At 67.4% G+C, this 26,148-nt stretch carries 23 protein-coding genes; 14 read left to right on the forward strand and 9 right to left on the reverse strand.

Annotated features, from left to right (window positions below; translation table 11 throughout):
• Positions 1–78 precede the first annotated feature (78 nt).
• The 4 genes from ACQUSM_RS07210 (at position 79) to hmgB (ending at position 5,893) form a co-directional block, all read left to right on the forward strand.
• Positions 79–666 (forward strand): DUF2150 family protein, encoded by a 588-nt coding sequence (locus ACQUSM_RS07210; RefSeq protein WP_435117191.1) that lies wholly within the window; start codon positions 79–81, stop codon positions 664–666.
• A gap of 39 nt (positions 667–705) precedes the next feature.
• Positions 706–2,343 (forward strand): hypothetical protein, encoded by a 1,638-nt coding sequence (locus ACQUSM_RS07215; RefSeq protein ID WP_435117193.1) that lies wholly within the window; start codon positions 706–708, stop codon positions 2,341–2,343.
• Complete coding sequence (locus tag ACQUSM_RS07220; protein ID WP_435117195.1) at positions 2,340–4,433, forward strand: type IV pilin; 2,094 nt, start codon at positions 2,340–2,342, stop codon at positions 4,431–4,433. The genes ACQUSM_RS07215 and ACQUSM_RS07220 overlap by 4 nt, the downstream gene beginning before the upstream one ends.
• 122 nt (positions 4,434–4,555) lie before the next feature.
• The gene (gene hmgB / locus ACQUSM_RS07225; protein ID WP_435117197.1) at positions 4,556–5,893 is read left to right on the forward strand and encodes a hydroxymethylglutaryl-CoA synthase; all 1,338 of its coding nucleotides are present in this window, start codon (positions 4,556–4,558) and stop codon (positions 5,891–5,893) included.
• A gap of 9 nt (positions 5,894–5,902) precedes the next feature.
• Here hmgB and ACQUSM_RS07230 read toward each other — a convergent pair whose 3' ends face one another.
• Complete coding sequence (locus tag ACQUSM_RS07230; protein WP_435117199.1) at positions 5,903–6,847, reverse strand: aminopeptidase; 945 nt, start codon at positions 6,845–6,847, stop codon at positions 5,903–5,905.
• A 97-nt stretch (positions 6,848–6,944) separates the two neighbouring features.
• Here ACQUSM_RS07230 and ACQUSM_RS07235 point away from each other — a divergent pair, with 97 nt between their 5' ends.
• On the forward strand, positions 6,945–7,976 hold the full coding sequence (locus ACQUSM_RS07235) for a type II glyceraldehyde-3-phosphate dehydrogenase (RefSeq protein ID WP_435117201.1): 1,032 nt from the start codon (positions 6,945–6,947) through the stop codon (positions 7,974–7,976).
• A gap of 100 nt (positions 7,977–8,076) precedes the next feature.
• Entirely contained in the window at positions 8,077–9,462 is a 1,386-nt protein-coding gene (locus ACQUSM_RS07240) for a lamin tail domain-containing protein (RefSeq protein WP_435117203.1), read from the forward strand.
• Positions 9,463–9,471: 9 nt separating this feature from the next.
• Here ACQUSM_RS07240 and ACQUSM_RS07245 read toward each other — a convergent pair whose 3' ends face one another.
• The gene (locus tag ACQUSM_RS07245) at positions 9,472–10,704 is read right to left on the reverse strand and encodes a phosphoglycerate kinase (RefSeq protein ID WP_435117205.1); all 1,233 of its coding nucleotides are present in this window, start codon (positions 10,702–10,704) and stop codon (positions 9,472–9,474) included.
• Positions 10,705–10,832: 128 nt separating this feature from the next.
• Between ACQUSM_RS07245 and ACQUSM_RS07250 the strand changes: the two genes are divergently transcribed.
• Entirely contained in the window at positions 10,833–11,174 is a 342-nt protein-coding gene (locus tag ACQUSM_RS07250; RefSeq protein ID WP_435117207.1) for an Hsp20/alpha crystallin family protein, read from the forward strand.
• Here the strand turns inward: ACQUSM_RS07250 and ACQUSM_RS07255 are convergent.
• The 3 genes from ACQUSM_RS07255 to ACQUSM_RS07265 form a co-directional block, all read right to left on the reverse strand.
• Positions 11,171–12,052, reverse strand: coding sequence for an ATP-grasp domain-containing protein (locus ACQUSM_RS07255; protein WP_435117209.1), 882 nt, complete (start codon positions 12,050–12,052; stop codon positions 11,171–11,173). The genes ACQUSM_RS07250 and ACQUSM_RS07255 overlap by 4 nt on opposite strands.
• A 793-nt stretch (positions 12,053–12,845) precedes the next feature.
• On the reverse strand, positions 12,846–14,660 hold the full coding sequence (locus tag ACQUSM_RS07260) for a ribosome biogenesis/translation initiation ATPase RLI (RefSeq protein ID WP_435117211.1): 1,815 nt from the start codon (positions 14,658–14,660) through the stop codon (positions 12,846–12,848).
• Positions 14,660–14,971 (reverse strand): hypothetical protein, encoded by a 312-nt coding sequence (locus tag ACQUSM_RS07265; RefSeq protein ID WP_435117213.1) that lies wholly within the window; start codon positions 14,969–14,971, stop codon positions 14,660–14,662. The genes ACQUSM_RS07260 and ACQUSM_RS07265 overlap by 1 nt, the downstream gene beginning before the upstream one ends.
• A 114-nt stretch (positions 14,972–15,085) precedes the next feature.
• Between ACQUSM_RS07265 and ACQUSM_RS07270 the strand changes: the two genes are divergently transcribed.
• A complete protein-coding gene (locus tag ACQUSM_RS07270) occupies positions 15,086–15,370 on the forward strand; it encodes an ArsR family transcriptional regulator (RefSeq protein ID WP_435117215.1) in 285 nt (94 codons plus the stop codon).
• Between the two features lie 36 nt (positions 15,371–15,406).
• On the opposite strand, the gene ACQUSM_RS07275 is transcribed toward ACQUSM_RS07270, so the two are convergent.
• Positions 15,407–16,003, reverse strand: a complete 597-nt coding sequence (locus tag ACQUSM_RS07275; RefSeq protein WP_435117217.1) for a riboflavin synthase — start codon at positions 16,001–16,003, stop codon at positions 15,407–15,409.
• A 91-nt stretch (positions 16,004–16,094) separates the two neighbouring features.
• On the opposite strand from ACQUSM_RS07275, the gene ACQUSM_RS07280 reads away from it, so the two are divergent.
• On the forward strand, positions 16,095–16,346 hold the full coding sequence (locus ACQUSM_RS07280) for a DUF7533 family protein (protein ID WP_435117219.1): 252 nt from the start codon (positions 16,095–16,097) through the stop codon (positions 16,344–16,346).
• A gap of 157 nt (positions 16,347–16,503) precedes the next feature.
• Here the strand turns inward: ACQUSM_RS07280 and ACQUSM_RS07285 are convergent, their stop codons facing one another.
• Positions 16,504–17,718, reverse strand: coding sequence for a M24 family metallopeptidase (locus tag ACQUSM_RS07285; RefSeq protein ID WP_435117221.1), 1,215 nt, complete (start codon positions 17,716–17,718; stop codon positions 16,504–16,506).
• Positions 17,715–19,586, reverse strand: coding sequence for a UvrD-helicase domain-containing protein (locus tag ACQUSM_RS07290; RefSeq protein ID WP_435117223.1), 1,872 nt, complete (start codon positions 19,584–19,586; stop codon positions 17,715–17,717). The genes ACQUSM_RS07285 and ACQUSM_RS07290 overlap by 4 nt, the downstream gene beginning before the upstream one ends.
• Before the next feature lie 307 nt (positions 19,587–19,893).
• On the opposite strand from ACQUSM_RS07290, the gene ACQUSM_RS07295 reads away from it, so the two are divergent.
• Genes ACQUSM_RS07295 through ACQUSM_RS07310 form a run of 4 tightly spaced genes read left to right on the forward strand, consistent with a single transcriptional unit; the run spans position 19,894 to position 23,864 of the window.
• A complete protein-coding gene (locus ACQUSM_RS07295) occupies positions 19,894–21,018 on the forward strand; it encodes an ABC transporter substrate-binding protein (protein WP_435117225.1) in 1,125 nt (374 codons plus the stop codon).
• Positions 21,018–22,151 carry an ABC transporter ATP-binding protein gene (locus ACQUSM_RS07300; protein ID WP_435117227.1) on the forward strand — a complete coding sequence of 378 codons (1,134 nt, stop codon included), beginning with the start codon at positions 21,018–21,020 and terminating at the stop codon, positions 22,149–22,151. Before ACQUSM_RS07295 ends, ACQUSM_RS07300 begins: the two co-directional genes overlap by 1 nt.
• Complete coding sequence (locus ACQUSM_RS07305; protein ID WP_435117229.1) at positions 22,151–23,059, forward strand: ABC transporter permease; 909 nt, start codon at positions 22,151–22,153, stop codon at positions 23,057–23,059. The genes ACQUSM_RS07300 and ACQUSM_RS07305 overlap by 1 nt, the downstream gene beginning before the upstream one ends.
• On the forward strand, positions 23,052–23,864 hold the full coding sequence (locus ACQUSM_RS07310; RefSeq protein WP_435117232.1) for an ABC transporter permease: 813 nt from the start codon (positions 23,052–23,054) through the stop codon (positions 23,862–23,864). The genes ACQUSM_RS07305 and ACQUSM_RS07310 overlap by 8 nt, the downstream gene beginning before the upstream one ends.
• A 57-nt stretch (positions 23,865–23,921) precedes the next feature.
• On the opposite strand, the gene ACQUSM_RS07315 is transcribed toward ACQUSM_RS07310, so the two are convergent.
• On the reverse strand, positions 23,922–24,095 hold the full coding sequence (locus tag ACQUSM_RS07315) for an HVO_0416 family zinc finger protein (RefSeq protein ID WP_202594637.1): 174 nt from the start codon (positions 24,093–24,095) through the stop codon (positions 23,922–23,924).
• A 190-nt stretch (positions 24,096–24,285) separates the two neighbouring features.
• On the opposite strand from ACQUSM_RS07315, the gene ACQUSM_RS07320 reads away from it, so the two are divergent.
• The gene (locus ACQUSM_RS07320; RefSeq protein ID WP_435117235.1) at positions 24,286–25,632 is read left to right on the forward strand and encodes an alkaline phosphatase family protein; all 1,347 of its coding nucleotides are present in this window, start codon (positions 24,286–24,288) and stop codon (positions 25,630–25,632) included.
• The last annotated feature ends 516 nt before the right edge of the window (positions 25,633–26,148 follow it).

A 26,148-nucleotide genomic window follows, 5' to 3' on the forward strand; every position in this document is an offset into this window, starting at 1 on the left:
CTCTCCCGTGTTACAGGGAGTCTCGCTCGGTGTAGCCGATAGGAAAACCCTTTGCGTCGTGGGGGAGCACATGGGGGCATGACCGACGAAGACGAGCCCGTGGAGACGTTCTACACCGAGGAGCGCTGGCAGAACTGGATCGACCGCCTGCGGGAGGAGGATCTGGACCTCGAGGACGAGGACTCCGCGCGCCTCCTGATGAACCTGCAGGAGGACACCGCCATCGCGGTCGCGAAGGTGATCGAGTCCTTCGATGACGGGCAGATCGACGAGGAGCGCGCCCACGAGGAGCTCACGGAGATGCAGGAGATCGTGCTCGCCGAGGCCCCCCTCGAGAACGAGGAGAAGGCGATGCTGATCGAGAGCGTCCAGATGAGCCTCGAGGTCGTGTTCTACGCCGCCCAGGAGTACGTCGCCGCCGGTGCCGCCGAGGAGGCGAGCGTCGAGGAGTACATCGACGCCGCCGCCGACGCCGAGGCCGAGGAGGAGATCGACACCGCGGTCGGCTACATCGTCCAGGCCGGGACGCGCGTGATCGACGGCGACGAGATCGACCCCGCGCTGGCCGACGAGATGGAGTACGGGCTGGTCGCGGAGTGGGTCAACGGGCTCGAATCGCTGCAGAACGCGCTGGCGTCCCCGGAGACCGTCGAAGAGGAAGACTGACAGCGCACCTTTTTGCGTGCCGGGCGTTTGGGTAGGTGTATGGAGTTCTGGGGTGACGACCGGGGGCAGTCCGTCCAAGTCGGGGCGATACTGCTGTTCGGTATCCTGATTATCCTGCTCGCGACGGTGCAGGCGACGGTCATCCCGGGACAGAACGCCGCCGTCGAGTTCGACCACAGCCGGGCGGTCCAGTCGGACATGCAGGACCTCCGGAACGGGCTGTTACGAGCCAGCAGCGGCGACGCCGTGCCGACACGGGTGAAGCTCGGGACGGCGTACCCGAACCGGCTGTTCTTCGTCAACCCACCGCCGGCGACCGGCCGGCTCCGGACGGTCGGCGACGAGGAGCCGTCGATGAACGTCACCGTCGCCAACGGGAGCGGGCGCGTGACCGTCGCCACCGACTACGAGAACGCCGAAGAGTACTGGGCGACCGCCGGCGTCGGGACGTACAACACCTCGGAGATCGAGTACGCTCCGGACTACAGCCAGTACGACGGCGCGCCGACGACCGTGTACGGCGACAGCGTCCTGTTCAACACGTTCGACAACGGGGCGAACCGGACGCTCACCGGCCAGCGGCTCGTACAGGGGAACACGATCGATCTGATCGCGCTCCGTGGTGATCTGGCGGAGACGGGCGCCGGCACCGAGACGGTCGACGTGGAGACGCTGAGCGAGCAGCGGCGGACGGTGACCGTCAACAGTAGCGCGACCGATCCGCTGTTCGTCAACGTCACCTCGCGGCTCTCGGCCGAGGTGTGGAACGAGAACCTGCTCGGGAGTACTGCGGTCGCTAGCGATGCCGGGAGTGTGACCGTCGACGGTACCGAGTACCGCCGGATCGCGATCGAGCTCGATCCGGGAACGTATCGACTCCGTGCGAGTGCCGTCGGCGTCGGCGCGGTGAGCGACACGGTACGCAACCGGTCCACCGAGCCAGCGTACATGGTCGTGACCGACGGGTACGAGGTCGTTTCGAACGGAAGCGACGAGACCGGCTCGATCACCGTCGAAGTTCGCGATCGGTTCAACAACCCCGTTACTGGGGCCGAGGTGACCGCAGACGCCGACGGGACGTACCTAGCGCTCGTCGGCGGGCCGACGTTCGAGACCAACGCCGAGGGGCGGGCGGAGATCGAGTACGAAGCGATCGATTCGACGAGCGGGGATGCGTCACTGAACGTGAGTATCGGCCCGGAGAGCTACGAACAGGCGAACTTCACCGGGCTTGCCGTCCCCGAGTTCGACTTCGGCGGTGGTGACGGCGATGGGGGGGAGCTGAATCCCGGGACGACCGGCGACCTGATTCAGACGGATGCGACTGTTGGGACTGGCAACAATAACAATCTGGTCGATGTAACGTTCAACAATACGTTGTCCGGCCAAGTGAACGTTACCGCTGCCCGGATCAACTTCTTCTACTACTCGGGGAGTAACAACAAGAACCCGACTCAGGCCACAGTTACTGACGGCGGGGGCAACGACTATGTCCTCGAAGTCGCCGGAGAGTACGAGAACTTCGCAGAAGCTATCGAGATTCCACCAGATCCGGAAACGACGATATCGTTCACATTCGATGAAGATCTCGGGAATCAGGACTTCTTCGTGCTCAGTCTGGTCTTCGAGCACGATGGCCAGACGTACCGGGAGACGTATTTCGTAGGACCGAGATGACGCCGCGCGCCCAGTCGGAGTCGATCGGCGTCATCCTCCTCACCGCGGTCGTCGTCGTCACCGTCGGCGCCGCCGGCAGCGTCGTGCTCGCCGACGTGGGCGACGAGGGGACGACGCGGGCGGACCTCTCGATCGAGATCGCCGACGAGGGGGTTTCTGTCGCGCACAACGGCGGCGAGTCCGTCGCGTTCGACGACCTCCGGGTGGTCGTTCGACACGGCAACGAGACGTGGCGGCCGGACGTGAACGCAAGCGGTGTGGTGAACGGGGGCGCCGACGGACAGTTGGACAGCGGCGACCGCTGGGTCTGGCGGCAGTCACTCGACACCAACGAGGTGACGCGGGTCCAAGTCTTCGACCGGCGGACGAACACGCTGGTGGCCGAGGAGCGACGCTACCCGACCGCGGAGGTCGAACTGACACCGACGGCGACGCCAACCGAGACGCCGACGGAGACGGCCACGCCCACCCCGACGGCCACCGCGACACCAGCGACGACCTCAGAGCCGGAGATCACCGGCGTTCGACTGGCCGACAACACAAACTACAACACGAACTACGAGCTCACGTACACGGTCGACGGGGAGGTCGGCCGCATCGAGGTGTTCTTCGGGACCGCCGAGAACACGTGGGCGAACCGAACGATCGACGCGAGCGGACCGGCGACGGATCCGCGTGGGGTGGTGAGCTACTCCGAAGGCGGAACGACGGGAGACGAGTACGTGGTCGAAGTCCGCGCGTACGCACCCGACGGCTCGCTCGCGGATACGCGACGGCTGACGGACGTGGCCGACGGCGAGGATCCCGGCGACGGCGACGTCGGCGGGCCGGATAGCCCGACGTTCGCCGGCATCGCCGTCCACGACCTGAGCGCGAGCAGCGACCGCCTCCGGGTCGACTACAACGTCACGAACCGGTCGCAGTTCCGAGAGGTCCGGGTGACGTTCGAGAACCCCGACAGCGGCGAAGTGACCACGAAGACCAACACGGCGCCCCGTGGGAGCGTCGGATACCAGCTCGGCTACGACGGCGACATCACGTACGACATCACCGTGGAGGTCGTCGACGACAGCGGGATCGTCGTCGAGAAGCGTTCGCTCACCGAGACTGCCGACGGCGAGGGAGGGAGCACGTACCTCAGGCAGTCCGGGAGTCCGGAACTGACCAGTTGGACCGTTACCGACAGCAGTAGCGACAGTGAGGGTGCCCAGTACACGGCAGCGTACGACGCGAGCAACTGGAGCGATGGGAGTCGAGTCGAAGTCATCTTCGAGAACACCGACAGTCCGTACGGAAGCCAGAACAAGACGAGTAGCACCGCAGACGGCGCCGTCAGCTACAGTAACTACGGGATGGACAGCGAGTTCCGGATCAAGTACGTCGTCTACGACCCCGACGGCGTCGTCGTCGACACCGTGGTCGTCAACGATACGGCTGACGGGGAGAGTCCAGCGTTCAGCCCGGAGATCGAGCAGTTCGACGGTATCGCCGCCGACGCGACCAACGACACCGTCGTCGTGGGGAACCTCACCGTCGTCGAGCAGATCGATGGGGAAGGGCTCGAGTCAGTCAGCCTCGAACTCCGGAGGGTAGTGGAGTCGACCGTACTCGACAGGACGACGTTCGACGGTGGAGCAAGTACGTCGCGGATTTCGGAACGGAACATCAGCCTCGGGGCAGCGATTGACGAAGGGGAGGAGTACAACGTAAGCGTCGTGGCGACAGCGACCAACGGACGGACGACGACGCAGTCCATCAACGTCACCGCCGGGAGTGAGCCTGAAACGGTCGCACCGACCATCGACAGGTTCGACGGGATCACCATCAGTAGCAATCGGAAGACGGTGACAGTCGGGACGCTCGATGCGAGCGACGACACCGAGATCGGGACGGTCGAGTTCGTGGTCTACGATACCGACGGCAACGTCGCCGGGACCACGACGAGAGAAGTGAACGCCGAAACCGCGAACCTCACCTCGGTGGAGATCGACGTCTCGGACATCAAGAACAACGAGCAGTACACGGTCGAGGTGACAGTCACCGACACCGACGGAAACACCGCCAGTCGGACTGAAGATAGAACGAGCTAGTGAGATACGGGCCCACTGACCGAGCTTTCGGCGCGGTTCGACGCTTCGCTGAACGATCTTTTCGACACCCAACGTAACCCTTATCGACAAACCCATATAGCGGACGGCCACAACTCCGCCCTATGACCACGGTCGGCATCGACGCCGTCGAGATCTGGGCGGGCAAGTGTAAACTCGATCTCCCGGGGACGTTCGCGCCGGAGAAGGACGAGGACCCCGACAAGTACCGGAAGGGCCTCGGCCTCGAGAACTCCTCGTTCCCGGACGTCTACGAGGACATCGTCACGATGGGCGCCAACGCGGCCAAGCGCCTGATGGACCGCAAGGGGCTGGAGCCGGACGACATCGGCCGCATCGACGTGGCGACCGAGTCCGCGTTCGACAACTCCAAGCCCGTCTCCACGTACATCGCGGGCTGTCTGGAGGAGGTGTACGACGGCGACTTCCACCACGCCAACAAGGGCGAGCGGAAGTTCGCCTGTATCGCCGGCACGCAGTCGATCGACGACGCGTACAACTGGATCAAGGCCGGCCGCAACCGCGGCCGTTCGGCGATCGTCGTCGCGACCGACACCGCGCTGTACGCCCGCGGCTCCAGCGGCGAGGCGACCCAGGGCGCCGGCGCGGTCGCGATGCTGATCACCGAGGACCCCAGCCTCGTCGAGCTCTCGACCGAGCAGGGGTACGGCAGCGCCGACGAGACCGACTTCCTCAAGCCCAATCAGCAGTTCCCGAGCGTCGACGGCAAGCGCTCGATGCAGGTGTACCTCGCCCGGATGCGCGAGGCCGTCGAGGACTTCGAGTCCGTCGCGTGGGACATGCACCCCGACGACTTCGCGTACATCCCGTTCCACACGCCGTTCCCGGGGATGGTCCGGAAGGCCGGGCTGCTGGGCTACCGGCACATGATCCGCGACACGGAGATCGAGGACGACCTCGCCGACGAGATCGGCCGCCAGCCCCGCGAGGGCGAGTACGACGACCGCGAGGCGTACGAGGAGGCGATCCGCGACTACATGGACGATCTGAAGCGGACCGACCGCTACCAGTCGTGGTACGCCGACACCATCGATCCGACGCTCTCCATCTCCCGGGAGGTCGGGAACTGGTACACCGGCTCCGTCCACGTTGCCCGCGCGAGCGCGCTCAAGACCGCCGCCGAGCAGGGCCGAGACCTCGCGGGCGAGAAGCTGCTCGTCGGCTCCTACGGCTCGGGCGCGCAGGCGGAGATCCACGCCGAGACCGTCGCCGACGGCTGGCTCGACGAGATCGAGAAGCTGAACATCGACGAGCAGCTCGATGCGCGCTACGACCTCGACTTCGAGGAGTACGAGCAGATCCACGACGTCCACAACCACGACATGACCGTCGACGTCGAGGAGTTCACGACGCCGGAGGGCGAGTTCGTGTTCGCCGGCCGCGGCCGGATGAACGAGCGGCTGTACGAGTACGTGGAGTAACTAGACGGCTTACTCCGGCAGACTGATTTCTTCCCCGTCGGCGTACACCGTCGGCGCGCGCAGAATCCCGTCGAGGTGGATCGGCGCCTCGGTCTCGCCGCCGATCGAGGCGTTGTCGCCGATCGCGATGTGGACCGTGCCGGCGGCTTTCTCGTCGAGCAGCACCGAGCCGACCAGTTCGTCGACGCCGACGTTGGTGCCGATACCGAGTTCGGCGACGTTGGTCGCGGCGTCGCCGACTTCCTCGCGGGCCTGCTCCACGTCCTCGCGAACCCCCTCGTCGGAGATGTGGGTCACGTGGCCGTCTTCGACCTCGAAGCGGAGCTTCTGTCCCTCGTCGAGCAGCCCGTGAGGCATCATCGTCCCGTCGACGACGAACGTCCCGTCGGCGCTCTCGGGGGCGACGAACACCTCGCCCGCGGGGAGGTTCGAGAAGCTCCCCGCGTCGCGGATCATCCCCGTGTCCTCGTGCCACTCGCGATCGCCGACTTCGAACGTGATGTCGGTGCCGGCGGGGCTGGTGACGCGAACTTCCTCGGCGTTCTCTACCTGTTCGAGCACGGCCTCGCAGTGCTCGGCGATCGCCTCGTAGTCGGCGTCGAGCCCCTCGATCATCACGCGCTCGGTGATCCCGGGCAGCGTCGCGCCGCGGGCGCCCGCCTCGCAGGCGGCCGAACGGGCGCGGGTGTGTGAGAGGCTGCGCGTCGTCGGTGCGAGGAAGGCGTCGGCGGCCCGCATCGCTGCCGCGACGGGCTCGGGCGGCTCCTGCCCGTGTTGGTCGCCCGGCGGGTACTGGAGGTACGTCGCGTCGTCGGTCGTTTCGCTGGCCACCTCGTACAGCGCCTCCGCGATGGGGCGGCGCTCGTCGTCGGTCACGATCGCGATCGACTCCTCGGCTCCGAGATCGAGACACTGGTGGATCGCCGTCTCGGCGGCGTTGCGAAGGTCGGTCACGGCCGCGAGTTCGCCCGAAACGCGAATAGGTCTTGCGACGGGCGGGAGCCGCGGGTGAACCGCCGCCTACTTATCGGCTAGCGCCCCATCTCGAACCATGATCCAAGTCGGTGTGGTCGGCTACGGCACGATCGGGAAACGCGTCGCCGACGCGGTCGTCGCACAGCGCGACATGGAGATCGTCGGCGTCGCCAAGACCTCGCCCAACTTCGAGGCCGAGGCCGCCGTCTCGAAGGGGTTCGACCTCTACGCCGCGGTCGAGGAGCGCCGCGAGCTGTTCGACGAGGCGGGCATCCCCGTCGCGGGCGACCTCGACGAGCTCGTGGACACGGCGGACGTGATCGTCGACGCCACGCCCAGCGGCATCGGCGCCCAGAACCGCGAGGTGTACGAGGCCCACGACACGCCCGCGATCTACCAGGGCGGCGAAGATGCGGAGGTAGCGGACACGTCGTTCAACGCCCGCGCGAACTACGAGGACGCGATCGGCGCCGACCACGTCCGCGTCGTCTCCTGTAACACGACCGGGCTCTCCCGACTGCTCGCGCCGCTCCGGGAGGAGTACGGCGTCGAGAAGTCCCGCGTGACGCTCGTCCGCCGCGGCGGCGACCCCGGGCAGACCGGCCGCGGCCCGATCGACGACATCCTCCCCGACCCCGTCTCGCTGCCGAGCCACCACGGCCCGGACGTGAAGACGATCTTCCCCGATGTCGACATCGACACGCTCGGGCTGAAGGTGCCGGCGACGCTGATGCACATGCACTCGGTGAACGTCACGCTCGAAGACGACGCCGACGCCGAGGAGATCCGGGAGCTGCTGGCCGAGGAGTCACGCCTGTTCCTGATCCCCGAGTACGCGGGCATCGACGGCGCCGGCAAGCTCAAGCAGTTCGCGCTGGACGCCGGGCGCTCCCGCGGGGACATCTGGGAGAACTGCATCTGGGGCGAGTCGATCGCGGTTCGGGGGAACGACCTCTACCTGTTCCAGGCGATCCACCAGGAGTCCGACGTGGTGCCCGAGAACGTCGACGCGATCCGGGCGATCACGGACGCCGCGAGCAAAGCGGAGAGCATCGCGACCACGAACGAGACTCTCGGGATGGGACTGGGCCGGACGTTCGAGCGGTAGGCGGCCCCCCGCGACCGAGACACACCCAGCGGGTACGAGCACTCGTGTCGAGAGAATGAATGGCCGGTGACGTTTTCCGACCGAACACGCTAGCTCCGATATGAGTTCGAACGGCGGTTGGCTCCCGGCGCTCTCGCGGCGAGGGGTCCTCGGGGGGATCGTCGGTGCTGGCGCGCTCGGTGTCGGCGGGATGACGCTGTTGAAGCGCACCAGTGACGACGGTTCGGCGACGTACCTCCTCAGGCAGGGGAAGCTCCGCTACGAAGTGTCGGCGCTGGGCGACGGCGAGCAGACGATCGAGGAGTTCTACGGCTACGACGCCGACACCGCGAACGCCGATCCACCCGCGTCACTCATCGACCAGCAACACGCCGCGCGAACGTTCGTCTACGAGGGGCCGGTCGACTCGTCGCTCGTCTTCCTCCACGGCAGCCCGGACGCCGAACACGGCGGCGCCGCGCGGTTCTCCTTCTCCGGGCTGAGCCGGGATCAGGGCGAGTGGGCCGTCCGGGACGATCCGACCGATATCGACGACGACTTCGAGCCGTGGGCGGGCGGCAACGCGGTGGTGGACTGGGGCTGGGGCGCGGGCGACACCGACGGCGGCGCTTTCTGGGGGCCGCTGGACCGGAACGACTACACGATCAAAATCACGCCCAAGGATATCCACGGCGTCAGTTCGTGGCGGTTCCTCTCGGGCAGCGTCGACGACCTCGACCGCTACGCGCTCTCGACGGCGAAGCCGGTACAGCTCCGGCCGGCCGGCGATCGAACGGTGAAGCGGGCGAACGTCGAGATCATGCCCGACGAGGACCCCAACGAGTTCGACCCCTACTCGAACGACCGGATCGTCGTCGCCGTGAACGAGCCGCCCGACGGCGCCGACGACGGCGAGTGGGTCTCCCCGTCAGAGCTCGATCCGGGCAACTACTCGATCAACTTCGGCGCGAGATCCTACCTCGCCGGCGGCAACGGCGCCCAGCCCCAGACGTACTCTCGGCAGGGCGGGACGCTGTATCTGGAGTACACGATCAAGGCGGCGAACTTCACGCTCGACTCGGCGTACGGCTACCTCGTCGGGAAAGCCGGCGACCGGACGTACGTCCGCGGGCGCGACGAGATTCGCCCCGGCGGCTTCGACAACACCGACGACGGGAGCGTCGGCCTCGTCGTCTCGGACCGCAACGTCGACCCCGAGAGCGGCGATCTCGCCGACGAGTACGTCGAACTCACGAACGACAGCGACGCGGAGATCTCGATGGGAGACTGGACGCTGGTCGACGAGGAAGGCTGGGAGTTCCAGTTCCCCGCCGAGTTCACGCTCGGCGCGGGCGACAGCGTCCGAGTCCACACCGGCGACGGGGAGTGGACGGACACCGACCTCTACTGGGACGTGGAACAGTCGGTCTGGGACGCCGAGGACACGATCACGCTCCGCGACGCCAGCGGGGAGACGGTGCTGTCCTCCAGCTACCCGCGAACGTAGATCTCGGCGCTACGCGCCCGGGCGGTTCGCTTCGAGCGCTTCGACGGCGACCAGCGGCTCGCCCGTGAGCGCACGGATGTACGCGCCGCCGGCGATCGAGACGTGCGAGAAGTCGGCCTCGTCGAGCCCGTACATCCCGATCGCGCGGGAGGTGTCGCCGCCGCCGACGACCGAGAAGCAGTCGGTCGCCGCGATCTGTTCGAGCACGTCGACCGTGCCGTCGGCGAACCGTTCGTCCTCGAACACGCCGAGCGACCCCTTCACGAACACCGCCTCGCTGTCGGCGACGATCTCCCGGTAGGTGTCGATCGACGCCGACCCGATGTCGAGAAAGGAGGTGCTCTTCTCGTCGATCTGCCAGAGCGCGATCTCGGCACGCCCCCCGTACTCGTTCTCGTAGGCCAGGTCCAGCGGGAGGTGGATCTGGTCGCCGCGTTCGTCGAGCACCGAGCGGATCGTCTCCTCGTTCTCGGCCCACTGCTGGTCGTAGCGGTCCGAGTCGCCGATGTCGTAGCCGACGGAGTGGCCGGCCGCACGGAGGAACAGTTCGCCCGCGATGCCGCCCAGACAGAACGCGTCGACCTTGTCGCCGATCGCGTCCATCACCTGAATCACGTCGGTCGCCTTGGTGCCGCCGACGACCATCGTCACCTGCCCGTCGAACTCGCGGGTCGCGATGGCGGAGTTGGCCTCGTACTCCGTCTCCATCACCCGGCCGGCGTACGACGGGAGCGCGTACGGGAAGCCGACCAACGACGCGTGACCGCGGTGGGCCGCCGAGTAGGCGTCGTTGACGTAGGCGTCCGCGGCGTCGGCGAGGCGGGTGACGAGCCGCGACTGGGCGTGCTCTGCGGGCTCGCGGTCGGCGAGCTCGTCGTCGTCCATCCGGACGTTGTCGAGCAGCAGCACCTCGCCGGGGTCGGCGTCCTCGATCGCGTCGATCGCCGTCGCGCCGCAGATGTCCTCGACGAACTGCACGTCGCGGTCGAGGTAGTCGCCGAGCACGCCGGCGTGCTGGTCGAGATGTGTGAAGTCGTCGCGGCCGGGGCGACCCTGGTGGGCCAGACAGACCACCCGATGGCCGGCGTCGGCCAGCTCGGCGACGGTTCGGGCGTGGCGCTCGAACCGGCGGTTGTCCCGGACCGTGCCGTCCTCGATCGGGGAGTTGAGGTCGAGCCGGACCAGTACCCGCGCCTCCGAGAACCGCTCGTCGAACGCGTCGAGCGTCGCGAAAGAACCCATCGTCGCGCGCTTGGTGGTTGGGACACTTCAAACCGAACGGTTTCGGCGCCCGGGGGCGGAAACCGCGCGACGGAGCGGTCACCCCCGCCGACAGAAGGCTTTTGCCCGGCGCTGCTGTACGAACGTCCATGCGTAGGGACGACCGCGAAGACCCGTTCGGCGACATCTTCGACGAGATCGAGCGGATGATGGGCGGCGGCCCGGGGGACGACGGCGCCGACGCGCACGTCGACGCCTTCGACGAGGGCGACCAGCTCCGGCTCGTCGCGGACCTCCCCGGCGCGGAGAAGGAGGAGATCTCGCTGCAGTGTGACGGCGAGACGCTGACGATCGCCGCCGGCGAGTACCGCGAGCGCGTGCGGCTCCCGACCCGGGTCGACGAGCACTCCGCGGAGGCGACGTTCAACAACGGCGTGCTCGAAGTCAGCTTCGAGAAGCTCGACGACGCCGCCGACATCGACCTCTCCTAGCGGTTCTCGGCCGTCTTCCGTATCAGCGCCGCCAGCCGGTCGTAGAAGCCCGGCTCGTACTTCGTGGCGTCGTCCACGGTCGGGCGCGCGTTGGTCTCGTTCACGACCAGTCGGTCCTCAGTCTCGAGCAGATCGACGCCGAGGTAGTCGATCCCCAGCACGTCGGCCGCCCGCTCGGCGAGTTCGCGAGCCGCCGGGGGGAGCGAGACGCCCTCAGCGACGGCGCCGCGGTGGACGTTGTGCTTCCACTTGCCCGCGGCGGTCTCCGACTCCGGTAGCCGCCGCTCGACGGCGCCGGCGTACTCCCCGTCGACGATCATCGCGCGGTAGTCCCGGGCGTCGGGGAGGTACTCCTGCAGGAGGAACGATCGGTCGCCGGTCGCCCGAAAGTCGTGGACGAGGTCGAGGTAGTCGGTCACGCCGAGCAGCGAGTCCGGGTCCGCGACGCGGGCGACGCCGACGCCGCGGGTGGTGGAGTTGGGTTTGATCACGAGCTCTTCGGTGTCGACGCGCGACTGGAGGCTCTCGGCCGCGGCGGCGACGGCGTCGTCGTCGACGGGGTTGGAGACCAGCGTCGTCTCGGGGGTCGGGACGCCGGCCGCCGAGAGCGCGGCGAGCACCTCCGCTTTGTTTCGGGAGGTGAGGATCGCCTCGCGGCCGTTCACCCACGGGACGCCGAGCGCGGCCGCGACGGCGCCGCCCTCCATCAGGCGCGAGGGGAAGACGAGGCCGGCGTCGACGGTCGGGAGGTCGGGCGAAGAGAGCGAGAGCGTGCGCTCGCTGGCGCGGACGGGGACGACCTCGATGTCGCGCTCGGCGAGGGGGTCGCGGATTCGCTCGTAGGTCTCCTGCTGGGTCGCGACGGCGAGCCGGAGCATCTTGGTGGGTGTGGGGGTCGTGGTGGGGTATAGCTTCGTGGTATCGGTGGGGTTGGTTGCTTGTGGTTCTGGGTAACGTGATTCCGAGTAAGAGGGCCACAACACCGTGAAAGCCCCTGCCCGCTCGACTCGGGGGCCTCGCTGCGCTCCTCGGTCGCTCCGCTCTCTGCGGTGCATGCATCGGCCGCCGTCGCCGAGCGGGCAGCCCCTTTCAGTCCCACCTGACAGCACAGCCCACAGACCTCCCCAGCCGACTCCTTCGTTCACTCCGTTCACTCAGTCGTCCCTCGCACGCTCGTTCGCGCCGGCGGCGTCGTGCGGGCGACCCACGCGTCGCCCGCACTGCCAGCGGGACCTCCGGTCCCGCCCTGCTCACGTCGCGCGCCACCGCGACCGCGGTGCGGTAGCGGTGGACGCCTCGCGGGCGTTGCCGAGAGTCGAAGACTCTCGGCTGCCAACCAGAACGCTTCGCGTTCTGGTGACGCCACGTTGGCGCCGGCGGGGGGAGGGGTGGGGACTCCGTGCTGCGCCGTTCACGGGAGCTTCGCTCCCGTGAGCCAACCAGAACGCGAAGCGTTCTGGTGACGTCGACGAGAGCCGCAGGCTCTCGTCTGCCAATCAGAAATCTCCGATTTCTGATGATGGACCCTGTGTCCGGCACCCTGCGGTCACAAGTGGCCAGCGGCCGAGATGCTGTGGCCGTCGCAGTCGCCGGGCGAAAACCTACTGGTACCGATTCCGGCGGGTAGTCGAGTACCCAAACAACGATCGAATCAGCGAAAAAGACCGAAGATCAGTCCGAGTAGTAGTACTCGCCGGACCGCTTCTGCTCGCGGTCCTTCTGACTGCCGGGCTTGTTGATCCGCGGGCGGCCGGTCCGCTCGTCGCGGCGGAACGTGATGTCCAGATCCGCGAGGAAGTCGTTCATCCCCGCGCGCATCTCCTGTGGTGGGCGGGCGGTCCCGTGCTGGGCGGGCTCGCCGTCGAACACCATCAGGCGGTCCGACAGCAGGTCGATCATGTAGATGTCGTGGTCGATCACCATCGCCGTCGCGTCGTGGTTCTCGGTGTAGCGCCGGATCGCCGAGGTGGCCTGCACGCGCTGCTCCACGTCCAGATGCGCGGAGGGCTCGTCGAGCAGGTAGAGGTCGGCGTCCTCCGAGAGACACGCCGCGATCGCGACGCGCTGGCGCTCCCCGCCCGAGAGGTCGTCGAGGTTCTGCTCCATGATCCCCTCAAGCTGGAGCGGCTGAGCGATCTCGGTGTTCCAGTAGGAGGAGCCGAACTGGTCGGTGATCGAGGAGAGAAAGGCGTCGACCCGCATCGGCTGGTCGATCTCGATGTACTGCGGCTTGTACGCGATGTCGAGCCGCGTGTCGAGCTCGCCCTCGTCCGGTTCGAGCGCGCCGGTGAACATCTTCGCGAGCGTCGACTTCCCGATCCCGTTCGGGCCGACGACGCCCAGCACCTCCGACTCGTAGATGGTCCCGGCCTCGACGTCGAGCGAGAACTCGCCCTCGCCGTAGGACTTGTGCATCTCGGGGTACTCGACGAGGGGCTCGCCCTTCGTCGCCGCACGCGGCGCGTGCTCCTCGAAGGTGATCTCCTCCGGGCGGATGCGCATGTTCTCGTTGTCGAGATAACCCGTGAGGTACTCGTTGATGCCGTTGCGGACCGACTTGGGGTCGGTGACGACCCCGTAGGCCCCGGGCTCCCCGTAAGTGACGTGGAGCGTGTCCGCCAGCAGGTCGAGGATCGCGAGGTCGTGCTCGACGACGAGCATCGAGCGCTCGCCGGAGTCGGCCATCTCGCGGATCAGCCGCGCGGCGGTCATCCGCTGGCTGATGTCGAGGTACGGCGTGATCTCGTCGAGGAAGTAGAAGTCGACGTCGCGGGCCAACGCCGCCGCGATCGCGACGCGCTGGAGCTCCCCGCCCGAGATGGAGTCGATGTCCTGATCCATCACCGGCCGGATCGAGAGCTCGTCGACGAGGTAGTCGAGCTCCCCCCGCTCGTCGGTCCGTTCGAGCAGCTGACGGACCTCGCCGTCGAACTGGTTGGGGATCTGGTCGACGTACTGGGGCTTGCGTGCGACCTCGATATCGCCCTCGATCAGCTGTTCGAGGTAGTTCTGGAGCTCGGTGCCGCGGTAGCGGTCGAGCACCGCTTCCCAGTCGGCCTCGCCCTCGAACTCGCCGAGGTTCGGCGTCATCTCGCCGGCCAGCGCGTGGACGGCCGTCGACTTCCCGATCCCGTTCGGGCCGAGGATGCCGGTCACCTTCCCGGGCTCGGGCGTCGGCAGCCCGTAGAGCGAGAACGCGTTCTCGCCGTAGCGGTGGACGGGCTCCTCGTCGAGCTCGCTGGGGAGGTTCAGGATCTCGATCGCGTCGAAGGGACACTTCTCGACGCAGATGCCACAGCTCTCCCCCAAACAGATTTCCTCGGAGATATGCACCTGGTCGGGGTCGCCCTCGTCGGCGTCTTCGCCCCGGAGCGTGATGCACTCCTTGCCCGTCCGATTGGGCGGGCAGAAGTTCTGACACTCGTAGTTACATCGGTCGGGCTGGCAGCGGTCCAGATCCACGACCGCGATACTGTCGCTCGCCATCAGAAGGTCACTCCGGTCGAGAGCACAACAGTGTAGCTCAGGAACCAGAGCGCGAACGTCATGAACGCGATGTAGAGGTTGTCCTTGATACCGAAGTCGCCCACGTCGACGCCGATCGCGTAGAGGATCGGCTGCTGGACGATCACGAACGCCGCGACGACCGCCAGCTGGGTCGTCATTCCGACCGATGCCGGGTCGGTGAACACCATCGCGCTCACGACGGTCGCGACCACGCCGGCCAGACAGGCGAGGGTCGTGACGGTCACCCCGCGGACGTGGTCCGAAAGCCCGCGAGAACTCTCCGTAGCCATGGGAGCGACTCCGTGACGCGCCGACAAAAGGGGTTCGCTTGGGGCCCACGCGGTGCTGGTGTGCGTCACCAGTCCACGAAGATTTATCCCGGTGGAGAGTTTCGATCCGAAATGATGACCGAGACAGACGAGGAGGCGCTCGACGACCTCCCACCAAGTGCCAAGCTCGTGTTCAAAGTGCTCGAGTACGACGGTCCGCTGACACAGAAAGGGATCGTCGAGGAGTCGATGCTCTCCGCACGGACGGTCCGGTACGCGCTCGAACGGCTGGAGGGGATCGGTGTCGTGGACGAGGACGTCTACTTCGCCGACGCGCGGCAGAACCTCTACCAGCTGAACCCGCCCGAGCCGATGCAGGCCGACGGCGGCGCCGACACCTGCTCGGGACAGGCCGACTGACCGGCCCCCCGAACGCCTACTGACCGTTCCGCCGGCTCACTGGTAGCCCTGCGTCATCCGCTCGACGTACTTCGCCACCACGTCGACCTCCAGGTGGACCGGATCACCGACTGACTTCTCCGAGAGCGTCGTGATCTCTCGGGTGGCGGGGATGATCGCCACCTCGAAGCGCCCCTCGTCGCGCTCGGCGACGGTGAGGCTGATACCGTCGACCGTGATCGACCCTTTCGAGACGACGTACTGGCTGACCGACTCGGGCAGCGAGAACGTGTAGCGCCAGTCTTCGCCCACCTGTTCGATCGCCTCGACCGTCGCCGTGGTGTCGACGTGGCCCTGCACGACGTGGCCGTCGAAGCGGCCGTCCGCCGGGAGCGCGCGCTCGACGTTGACCGCGTCGCCGACGCCGAGTTCGCCGAGATACGTCTTCTCGACCGTCTCTTCCGCGAGGAACACCTCAAACCAACCGTCCGCACGGTCGAACGCCTCGACGGTGAGACAGACGCCGCTGACGCTGATCGACTGCCCGTGGTGGAGGTCGTCCAGTCCCGACGCCGCCACGGTGAGGCGGCGGCCGTCCTCGGTCTCCGTCACGTCGGTGATCTCGCCCGTCCGCTCGACGATGCCGGTGAACACGCCCGGTACTCCGCGGTCGTGTCTCAAGAGCGTTTCCACTCTCAGTTCTGTGGCGGGAACGTTTTGGCCGCCGGCCGTCTACGTGGGGGTGATGCGACTCGGCCTGCTGGAGACCGTCGGCGTCGCGGGCAGCCTCGTGTTCGCGATCCCGTTGGGGATCTACGCGGTCCAGCGACTGCTCGGCGGCGACGCCGTCGGCGGCGGCGCCTTTCTCGTGGTCGCGGCGCTGATGGTGCTGCTGCCGAAGTACCTGACGACGCCCGGCGACCTGCCGGGGATGGCCGCCGAGCGTGCGGTGGAAGGCGTCGTCGCCGATCCCGAGGAGTCGGACGAGGAGGAGTAAGTCGGCCAGGCACAGCAGCGGCTCCCGATCGTGGCGAACAGACGGCGCGACGCCGACGCCGCGGGGGGTGCGCCGTACTCCCGCCTCGGCCGCCCCGCGGCCCGACTCAGACCACGGGGGCGCTGGTCCCGCTCTCCCACAAAAAGTCGAGGGCGCGTTACTCGGGAGAGGCTGGCGTGAACCGGATCGGATAGGTCGCCAGCCGTTCGGAGCCGTTCTCGGTCACGACGACGAGATCCTCGATCCGGACCCCGCCGATCTCCGGATCGTAGACGCCGGGTTCGATCGTGACCACGTTCCCCGCTTCGAGCGGCGTGTCGGCACGCAGCGATGGGCCTTCGTGGAGGCTCACGCCGACCCCGTGACCCACGCCGTGGGTCAGTCCGACTTCCGCCGAGTCGATCCGGAACCCGTGAGCGGTGAGCTCGGCGGCCGCCTCCTCGTGGACCGTCCCGGCCGTCACGCCCGCTTCGACGTGGTCGAGCGCGGTCTCGTGTGCCTGCTCGACCGCGACGAACGCCCGACGCTCCCAGCCCCCGTCGCTGTCGACGGTGAACGTTCTCGTGAGATCGCCGTAGTAGCCGTGCGGGCCGCGCGGGGAGATGTCGAGCAAGACGGTTTCCCCGGGTGCGATGTGGTCGACTCCGGTGTAGTGGAGATCGGCCGCGGTCTGACCCGCGCCGATAACGGTGTTTCCCGCGCTCCGGACGCCGTGGCGGGCCAACTCCGCGTCGACCTCGCGACGCAGGCGCTCGGTCGTGAGCGGTTCGCCCGCGAACAGCAGCTCGTCGCCGTCCGGTTCGGCGGCCGCGAGCACCGCCTCGGCGCGGGCCATCCCCCGGCAGGTGACCGATTGCACGCGTCGGAGGCACGCGAGTTCGGCCTCGGTTTTGCGTTCACGGGCGTCGGCGACGACGGTCGTGGACCGGAGTTCGTAGCCCGCGTCCTCGAGGTAGAGCGCGGCGTCGTGAGGGATGCTCGCGGGCGTGAGAACGGTTTCAGTCGCGGCGAGGTCGTCGAGCACTGCAGCCGCACGGACGCCCGCGGGATCGCCCTGTTTCTCCGTCCGCACCTCGCGGGCGACACCGTCGTCGGGAGCGCCGCGCACGAACTCCCGTTCGGCCTGCTCGTCGAACAGCGCCGGCGCGGTGAGCACGGCTCGGTCCGGCGTCACGACGACGGCGTACGCGCGGTCCGGGCCGCCGAACCGAGAGAGGTAGCGCACGTCGTCGTCGAAGCGGTCGCCGACGGCGACGAACGCTGCTGCGTCCTGCTCCGTGACTGCCTCGGCGATCGGCGAGAGGTCCGTCGCCGGAGCGGGTGGGTGGTCCGCGGCGACCTCGGGCGCACCGGGAGCGAGCGGCCGGCTCACGGCTCCGGTTCGGGGGCCTCCAGCGACTCCTGTACCTCGTCGATCAGCTCCGCCGGCGGCTCGTCTCTGAGTTCGTCGAACAGCACCACGCTGATCGGCAGCGTCGGCGCGCCCGTGACGAGGTTCTCCATCAGCACCAGTCGCTCCCGCGCCCGGGACATCCCGACGTAGAACACGCGGCGCTCGTTGTCCGTCAGCATCGGGACGGGATCGGTCGTCTTGGTGAACTCCTCGTCGCCGGGCGTCTCCAGCCCCTGCTGGTCGGCCTGTGCGGCCATCTGCTCGACGACCTTCTCGGTCAGGTCGGTCGCGACGAACACGTGGTCGGCCTCGCGACCCTTCGCGGAGTGGATCGTGCCGACGCGGACGCGGTCGGGGTCCATCTTCCGGTAGTCGCCCTCGAAGTACGCCTTCATCGACTTGCGCTGGAACGAGGTGATCTTCCGGGCCATGTCCGCGGCGCTGCGGGGGCCGGGCATGAACGGCACCGCGTCCTCGACGGCGTCGGGCGCGACCGGGATCTCCGCGAGGTCGTCCTCCGCGGACTGCTCCTCGATCTCGTCGATCAGGTCGTACAGGTCGTCGCGCTCGCCGCTACCGAAGGCGGACTCCTGGAGGATGTCCGCCAGCCGCCGGGCTTGGAGCGCGGTGAGTCGCTCGCCGGCGTCGACCGCCTCGATCGCCCGGACGTAGTCCGTGAGGCGGTCGGTCCAGAGCCGCTGGTCGGTCAGCGACGAAAAGGGCATCCCCTCGTCGATGAACTCGTCGACGAAGTCGAACATCTGGTAGCGGGCCCGGAACAGCAGCATCACGCTGCCGTCGCCGTCCTCGCGGGCGTTCTCCTGCTCGATCGTGTGTCGGACGTTCCGCACCAGTTCGAGCATCGACGGCGACTCCGCGGCCTCGACGGCGCCGCCCTCCTTGCGGGGTCGGAGATCCTTCTCCTGTCGCTTGTCGATGTGTCGAATCTCCTTGTTGACGACGTTGAGCACGCGGGAGGGGAGGCGGTAGGAGTTCGGCAACACTACGTCCTCGTCGACCGTCTCGTCGAGCAGCAGGTCGGGGTCGGCGCCCTGCCACGCGTACACGACCTGGTCGTCGTCGCCGGCGATCAGCGCCTTCTCCAGGTGGGGTTTCCACTCCTCGTACACCTTCGACTGCAGCGTCGTGATGTCCTGAAACTCGTCGATGATCAGGTAGTCGACGTTGGGCTGCAGGGAGCGCTGGGCGACGCGTTCGAGCATATCGGCGAAGCCGATGACGCCGTTCTCCCCCTTGTAGTTGCGCCAGCCGCGGATCGCCTCGGGCACGTCGAGACGGTCGTCGTCGGACGGCCACGTCGGCGTGTACTTGTTCCCCTCCTGTGCGTTGGGGTCGATGTCGGGCGGGAGGCGGACCTCCTCCACGTCCCACTTGAACGGTACGTCGTACCAGTCCGCGACGTCGCGATCGGTCCGCTGGAGCCACTGCGAGGTGGCGATCACCTTGTTGCCGAGCGTCGTCGACCGCGCGGTCCGCCGGCCGGCGCCGGACTTCTCGTCCTCGTACTCGACGCCGTACTCCTCACAGAACTCCTCCTTGTCGCTCTCGCCGACCACGTCGCCGCGGGAGAGGTCGAGCAGCTCGTACGCCTTCGCGTGCATCGTACAGACGTTCCCCTGCAGCGCCCGCGGCGTCGTGTCGAGGCGCTCGGCGAGCCGCTCGCGGATCTCGGCGGCGGCCGCGCGCGTGTAGGAGACCACGAGCACGTCCCGAACGGTGACGTCCTCGTCTTCGAGCAGCTCTTCCACCCGATCGAGGAGGGCCGTCGTCTTCCCGCTCCCGGGGCCACCGAACAGGCGCGTGACGTGAGCGTCCGTCTCGGTCATTGGAGGCTACAGGGACCGGTCCCCCATAAGGGAGTGGGTTCGCGAGAGGCGCCGACGAGCGTTTCACGACCGTTCCACAGGGCTGACGGCGACCGCACCGCTTCGATCACGTGGGGTGCTGGAGCCCGACCCTCTCGATGTCGTGCTCCCGTGACTCGGGAGATCGTCGCGACGTTTCCGCCGTCACTCCCCCGCTCCAACGAGGATTTTCCGAATACCCGAATCTGCCGAAAACCCTTGTTGTGGACTCTCACAATGAATTTCGAGGCCACTAGGGTTTTATGTCGGACCCTGTTTGCCGCCGGGTATGTCAGGCGGTAACTTCGAAGACGGAACAGCGCAGCGAGACACCGGACACAGCTCTGAGACCCGCCGGGCGTTCCTCGGGGCGGCCGGCACTGCGGGGGCGACAGCGCTCGCCGGCTGCGGGGGAGTGCTCGGCGGAACCGGCGGTCCGCCGACGCTGCGGGTCACGGTCTGGAGCGGCAACTACGTCGAGCGGTTCGAGGAGGCCATCCGCCCCATCTTCGAGTCGCGGTTCGACGCCGAACTCGAACTGATCTCCGGGTGGAACTCGCTGCTCGCGAAGATCAAGTCCGCGCCGGCCGACGACCCGCCGTTCGACGTGACGGTCGCGTGTGAACCAATCTACTACAACGGCCGGAAACAGGGGCTGTTCGAGGAGCTCCGGTACGAGGAGAACATCCCGAACATCGACAACGTCATCCAGCACTACAAGGATATCCGCCCCTACTCCCACGGCGCCCCCGTCGACGGTGCCCCTCTCAGCATCCTCTACAACACGGAGCTCGAAGCGCCTGTGGAGACGTGGAGCGACTTCACGAACGCCGCCGTGCAGCAGTCGAGCGGCGTCGGCGTCGACTCCGGCTTCTGGGTCTACCCGCTGCTCGGCGCGGCCGTCGGCACGGACGCCGCGCCCGGTGCCCGCGAGCTCTATCGGGAACAGCAGCACGACGCGCTCATGAACACGCTCGAGAGCTGGCCCATCCAGGGCTGGGCGTCCTCGGGGACCGACATCTGGGAGCAGTTCCGGAACGGCACCATCGACGCCGCCCAGTGGTACTTCGATCAGGTCTACTACGACATGGAGAACCACGAGAACGTCGAGTTCTCGATGCCCGACGCCAACGCCGGCTGGATGAACAACTGGGCGGTCGTCCGCGGCACGGACAAGCGCCAGCTCGGCGAGGAGTTCATCAACATGCTCCTCGACGCCGAGGTCCAGACCAAGTGGGCAGAGGACCATCCCCTGTTCTTCACGAACGAGGACATGTCGTACCCGGACGATCTCGCTCAGTACCTCCCGACTACCGCGGCGGAGGCCGAGCAGTGGTCGATTCCCCAGTGGGAGGAGGCCGCCCCCTACGCCGAGAAGTTCTCTGAAAAGTTCAAGCGGATGAAGACCCAGTAATGGCGTCCGTCATACTCGCAAATCTGACCAAGGAGTACGGCGATCTGACCGCAGTCGACGGCCTCGACCTCGAGGTCGACGACGGGGAGCTGCTCTGTCTGCTCGGCCCGTCGGGCTGTGGGAAGTCCACGACGCTCCGAATGCTCGGCGGCCTCGAAACGCCGACCTCGGGCCACGTTCACATCGGCGACGAGCGCGTCACCGACCAGCCCCCCTACGAACGGGACACCGCGATGGTGTTCCAGTCGTGGGCGCTGTTCCCCCAGAAGACGGTTCTGGAGAACGTCGCGTTCGGGCTGAAGATGGAAGGCGTCAGCGAGGACGAACGCCGGGAGCGTGCCCGCGAGGTGCTCGAAATCGTCGAGATGAGCGAGTTCGCAGACGCCGACCCCGACGACCTCTCCGGCGGGCAGAAGCAGCGCGTCGCGCTCGCGCGGTCGCTGGCGATCGAGCCGGACGTACTCCTGCTCGACGAGCCGCTGTCGAACCTCGACAAGCGGCTCCGCGAGCAGATGCAGCTCGAACTGCGCAACATCCACGACGGGGTCGAGACGACGTTCGTCCACGTCACCCACGACCAGAACGAGGCGTTCACGCTCGCGGACAGCATCGCCATCATGAACGACGGCGAGATCGAACAGGTCGGCGAGCCCCGCGAGATCTACGACGACCCCGTGAGCCTGTTCGTCGAGGAGTTCCTCGGCGACACCAACCTCGTCGACGCGACCGTCGAGGAGTCGGTCGACGGGGGGATCGTCGCCGCCACCGAGTTCGCCGAGGAGATCGAGGTGCCGACGCCGAACGGCGACGTCTCGCCGGGCGATCCGCTCACGATCTCGTTCCGACCCGAGGAGTTCGACGTCGCCCGGCCCGCCACCGACGGCGGGCAGGTGGTCGAAGCCGCGGGAGGTGCCGACGCCACGAGCGCGCTCGAGGGGACCATCACGGACGTGCTCTACCGCGGGTCGTCGGTCCGGTTCTACGTCGAGATCGGGGACGCGAGCGTGTTCTTCGAGCAGAGCGTCGGCGAGGATACGGATCTCGAGGTCGGCGACGCCGTCGTCGTCTCTTGGGACCCGTCGGACCTGCTCGTCTTCTCGGAGGGTGACCGCCTCGGCCGGGGTGAGACGTGATGGACGCGCTCTCCGAGGAGTCGATGTTCGCGTGGTTCGGGGAGCGCATCAAGCGCCAAGACGCCACGTCGGTGTTCCTCATCGCGCCGATCGCGGCGTTCGAACTGGTGTTCTTCGTCGTCCCATTCCTCATCCTCGTCCGGATGAGCTTCAACACCCAGCCCGAGTCGGGGTTCTACGAGAGCGGGTGGACGCTCGCGGCGTACGGGGATATCCTCGGCTCGAACCTCTACCACCAGATCATCCTCTTCTCGTTCAAGCTCGGGGTGATCGCGACCGTGGTCGGCGTGTCGCTCGCGCTGTTCTACGCGTACGCCGCCTACCGCGCGGAGGGGCTGACGAAGTCGATACTGCTGTTCTCGGTGATCCTCCCGCTGCTGACGACGCTGGTGGTGAAGACGTACGCGTGGCGGCCGCTGCTCGCGCCGAACGGCGTCCTCAACAACGTCCTCCTCTCGCTCGGACTGATCGGGGAGCGCGTCCAGTTCGCGCCCTCGCTGTTCGGCACCGTCGTCGGGCAGGTGTACATCGTGTTCCCGTACGCCGTCCTCTCGATCTACAGCGTGCTCTCCACGCTCGACTGGGACGTCGTGGAGGCCGCACGTGACCTCGGCGCGTCCCGACCGCGGTCGTTCTTCGAGGTCGTGCTCCCCGAGGTGCTCCCCGGGGTCGCCGTCGCGACCGTCGTCTCCTTCGCGTGGAGCGTCGGCGCGTACGCCGCCCCCTCCCAGCTCGGGACGGGCGAGCAGACGACGTTCGCCATGGAGATCGGGAACCTGATGCTCACGAACTTCAACTGGCCGGTGGGCGCGGCGTTCTCCATCCTGATGTTGGCCGCGATGCTCGCGGCGACGCTGGCCGTGATCCGACTGCTCACCGGTTCGATCGGGGGTGTTCAAGATGTCTGAGGCCATCTCCCGCGAGCGCGTCGAGGACGCGCTGTTCCGGGCGGGCTACTGGCTCCTGTTCGGGCTGCTGATGCTGCCGATCGTCGTCGTGTTCGTGACGTCGTTCCAGCAGTCGTCGTACCTGACGTTCCCGCCGAGCGGCTACACGGTCGAGTGGTACGCGCGGTTCTTCGGGAGCGAGGAGTGGCTCGGCGCCGTCCGCGACAGCCTCGCGATCGGCGTCGGCGCCTCGCTGCTCGCGACCGTGCTCGGGGTCACGGGGTCGCTGGCCGTCCAGCGCTCGGACTCCCGCGCGGCGAAACTGCTCCCGCCGATCGTCCTGCTGCCGCTGCTGATCCCGCCGGTCGTGCTGGGGCTGACGCTGCTCATCTACTTCAACCGGATCGGACTGACGAACAGCTACCTGAACATCGTCGTCGCGCACACGCTCTGGGCGACGCCGCTCGTGTTCTTCATCATGCAGTCGGTGTTCGCGCGCTTCGACTGGAGCCTCCGGGACGCCGGCATGGATCTCGGCGCGCGCCCGACACGGGTGTTCTACCACGTCATCCTGCCGAACGTCCGCAGCGGCGTGATCATCTCCGCGGTGGTGGCGTTTATCGTCAGCCTCCAGGAGTTCATCATGGCGCTGTTCCTGAAGTCCTTCGAGGTGAAGACCGTGCCCGTGCTCGCGTGGACGTCGCTCCAGTCCTCGCTCACGCCGATGGTCAGCGTCGTCTCGGCGTTCCTCGTGCTCGCGTCCATCGCCGGCGTGCTACTCTCGGCGGCCGTGATGAACCTCGAGTGGCTGGCAGAACAGCTGTAGCTGCCAGATCACGCCGGGTCGAAAAACAAAAAGGGTCCGCCCGTCAGGGCGGAGAGTTCAGGGCCGCCAGCCGCAGACCGAACACTCCACCGCGTTGGACTCGTGAAGGCCGCCGCAGTCCGGACACTGTTTCTTGTTATAGGACTCCTCCCATCCCCGTGTGTCGTGCCCGCGATCTTCGAGGAACTCGTCGAACAGTTCGTCGGCGGAGTGCTGCTCTGACGTCGCCATGCATGTCATAGTATGCCACACGACTAGGTAAGTCTTGTGCCCCCATGCCACACTCCCCGGCGTCGGTGGCGGTACGCCCTCGGCGCCGACGCTGGCTCGCCCCCAGCGCCGACGCCGATGACCGATCGACCGCGGGCCGGAACACTCCGTAGAGGGAAGGTTCTTAAGGTGTTCGGCGGTACGACGAGGTATGGGACTGTTCGACCGACTCCGGGGCGAGAGCGATCCTCGGGTCGTCTTCCTCGGTATCGACGGCGTGCCGTTCAGTCTGCTCGACGAGCATCCGGACGAGTTCCCGAACTTCGCCGCGCTCGCCGAGGAAGGGAGCGCCGGTCCGATCGACAGCATCGTTCCGCCCGAGTCGAGCGCCTGTTGGCCGTCGCTCACGACGGGCGTCAACCCCGGCGAAACGGGCGTCTACGGCTTCCAAGACCGCGAGATCGGGACCTACGACACCTACGTGCCGATGGGCCGGGACGTGCAGGCTACCCGCCTCTGGGACCGCGTCGCCAACGACGGCCGCGACGCGACGGTGCTGAACGTCCCGGTGACGTTCCCGCCCCAGCGCAACGTCCAGCGCATGGTGTCGGGGTTCCTCTCGCCGTCGGTCGAGAAGGCCGCCTACCCCGACGAGCTCGCCGAGTACCTGGAGTCGATCGACTACAAGATCGACGCCGACGTGAAGCAGGGCCACGACGACAAGTCGGCGTTCATGCAGGACGCCCACGCGACGCTCGATAAGCGCTACGAGGCGTTCAAACACTACCTCGATCAGGACGACTGGGACCTCTTCTTCGGCGTGTTCATGACGACCGACCGAGTGAACCACTTCCTGTTCGAGGACTACGAGCGCGACGGGCCCGAGAAGGAGGCGTTCATGAAGTTCTACCGGCAGGTCGACGAGTACATCGGGAAGATCCGCGAGGACCTCCCGGAGGACGCCACGCTGATCGTCGCCTCCGACCACGGGTTCACCAGCCTCGACTACGAGGTCCACCTCAACGAGTGGCTGGAGCAGGAGGGCTGGCTCTCCTACCAGGACGACGGCCACGAGGAGCTCGGCGATATCGCCGACGACACGCGGGCGTACTCGCTGATCCCGGGGCGGTTCTACATCAACCTGGAGGACCGCGAGCCGCGCGGGAGCGTGCCCCAAGAGGAGTACGACGCGGTCCGCGACGAGCTCAAAGCCGAGCTCGAGGCGCTCGAAGGGCCAGACGGGCGGAAGGTCTGCGAGCGCGTCGTCGAGAAGGAGCAGGCGTTCCGCGGCGACCACGACGACATCGCGCCGGATCTGGTGGCGATCCCCAACCACGGGTTCGACCTCAAGGCCGGCTTCACCGCCGGCACCGACGTGTTCGCGGACGGCCCCCGGAACGGGATGCACAGCTTCGACAACGCCTCGCTGTTCATCGACACGCCCGACGCGGACATCGAGGACAGCGACCTGCTCGACATCGCGCCGACGATCCTCGACCTGATGCAGCTCGACTTCACCCGGACGGAGTTCGACGGCGCGAGCCTCGTTCGGAACTGATTCTGGGGTCGTCGTATTTTCTGAACCGAGGCTGTTTCGTCTCGACGCCCGGTCGTGACGGTAAGGGTGGCTTGATTCGTCGACTTCTGGAACGCCGACCGCGACAGCAACAGCGGCTCGATCGTTGGCACCTTGTGACCGCAACTGCCCCGCACAGCCCACACCGCTCGCGGCTCACTTCGTTCGCCGTCGCCGGCGGCTCTGCCGCCGGCTGCCAGCGGGACCTTCGGTCCCGCCTCGCTCGCTATCGAGGCGGTTTCCCGCTCCCGTTGGTCGCGTTTTCCCGCCTCGCTCCCTCCCCAGCCGACTCGTTCCTTCGCTACCGCTCAGTCACTCGTCCCTCGCGCTGTCGTACGGGCGACCCACGCGTCGCCCGTACGGCCTGCGGGACCGGAGGTCCCGCTCTGACACGCGGCACGAGGCCGCGTGCGCTTCGCGCCACCGCCGGCTGCGGTGGCGGTGGACGCCTCGCGAGCGCCGGCCGTCGGCGCTCGCGGGGGGAGGGGTGGGGACTCG

Source organism: Halolamina sp. C58, assembly GCF_051195095.1.
Classification (GTDB): Archaea; Halobacteriota; Halobacteria; order Halobacteriales; family Haloferacaceae; genus Halolamina.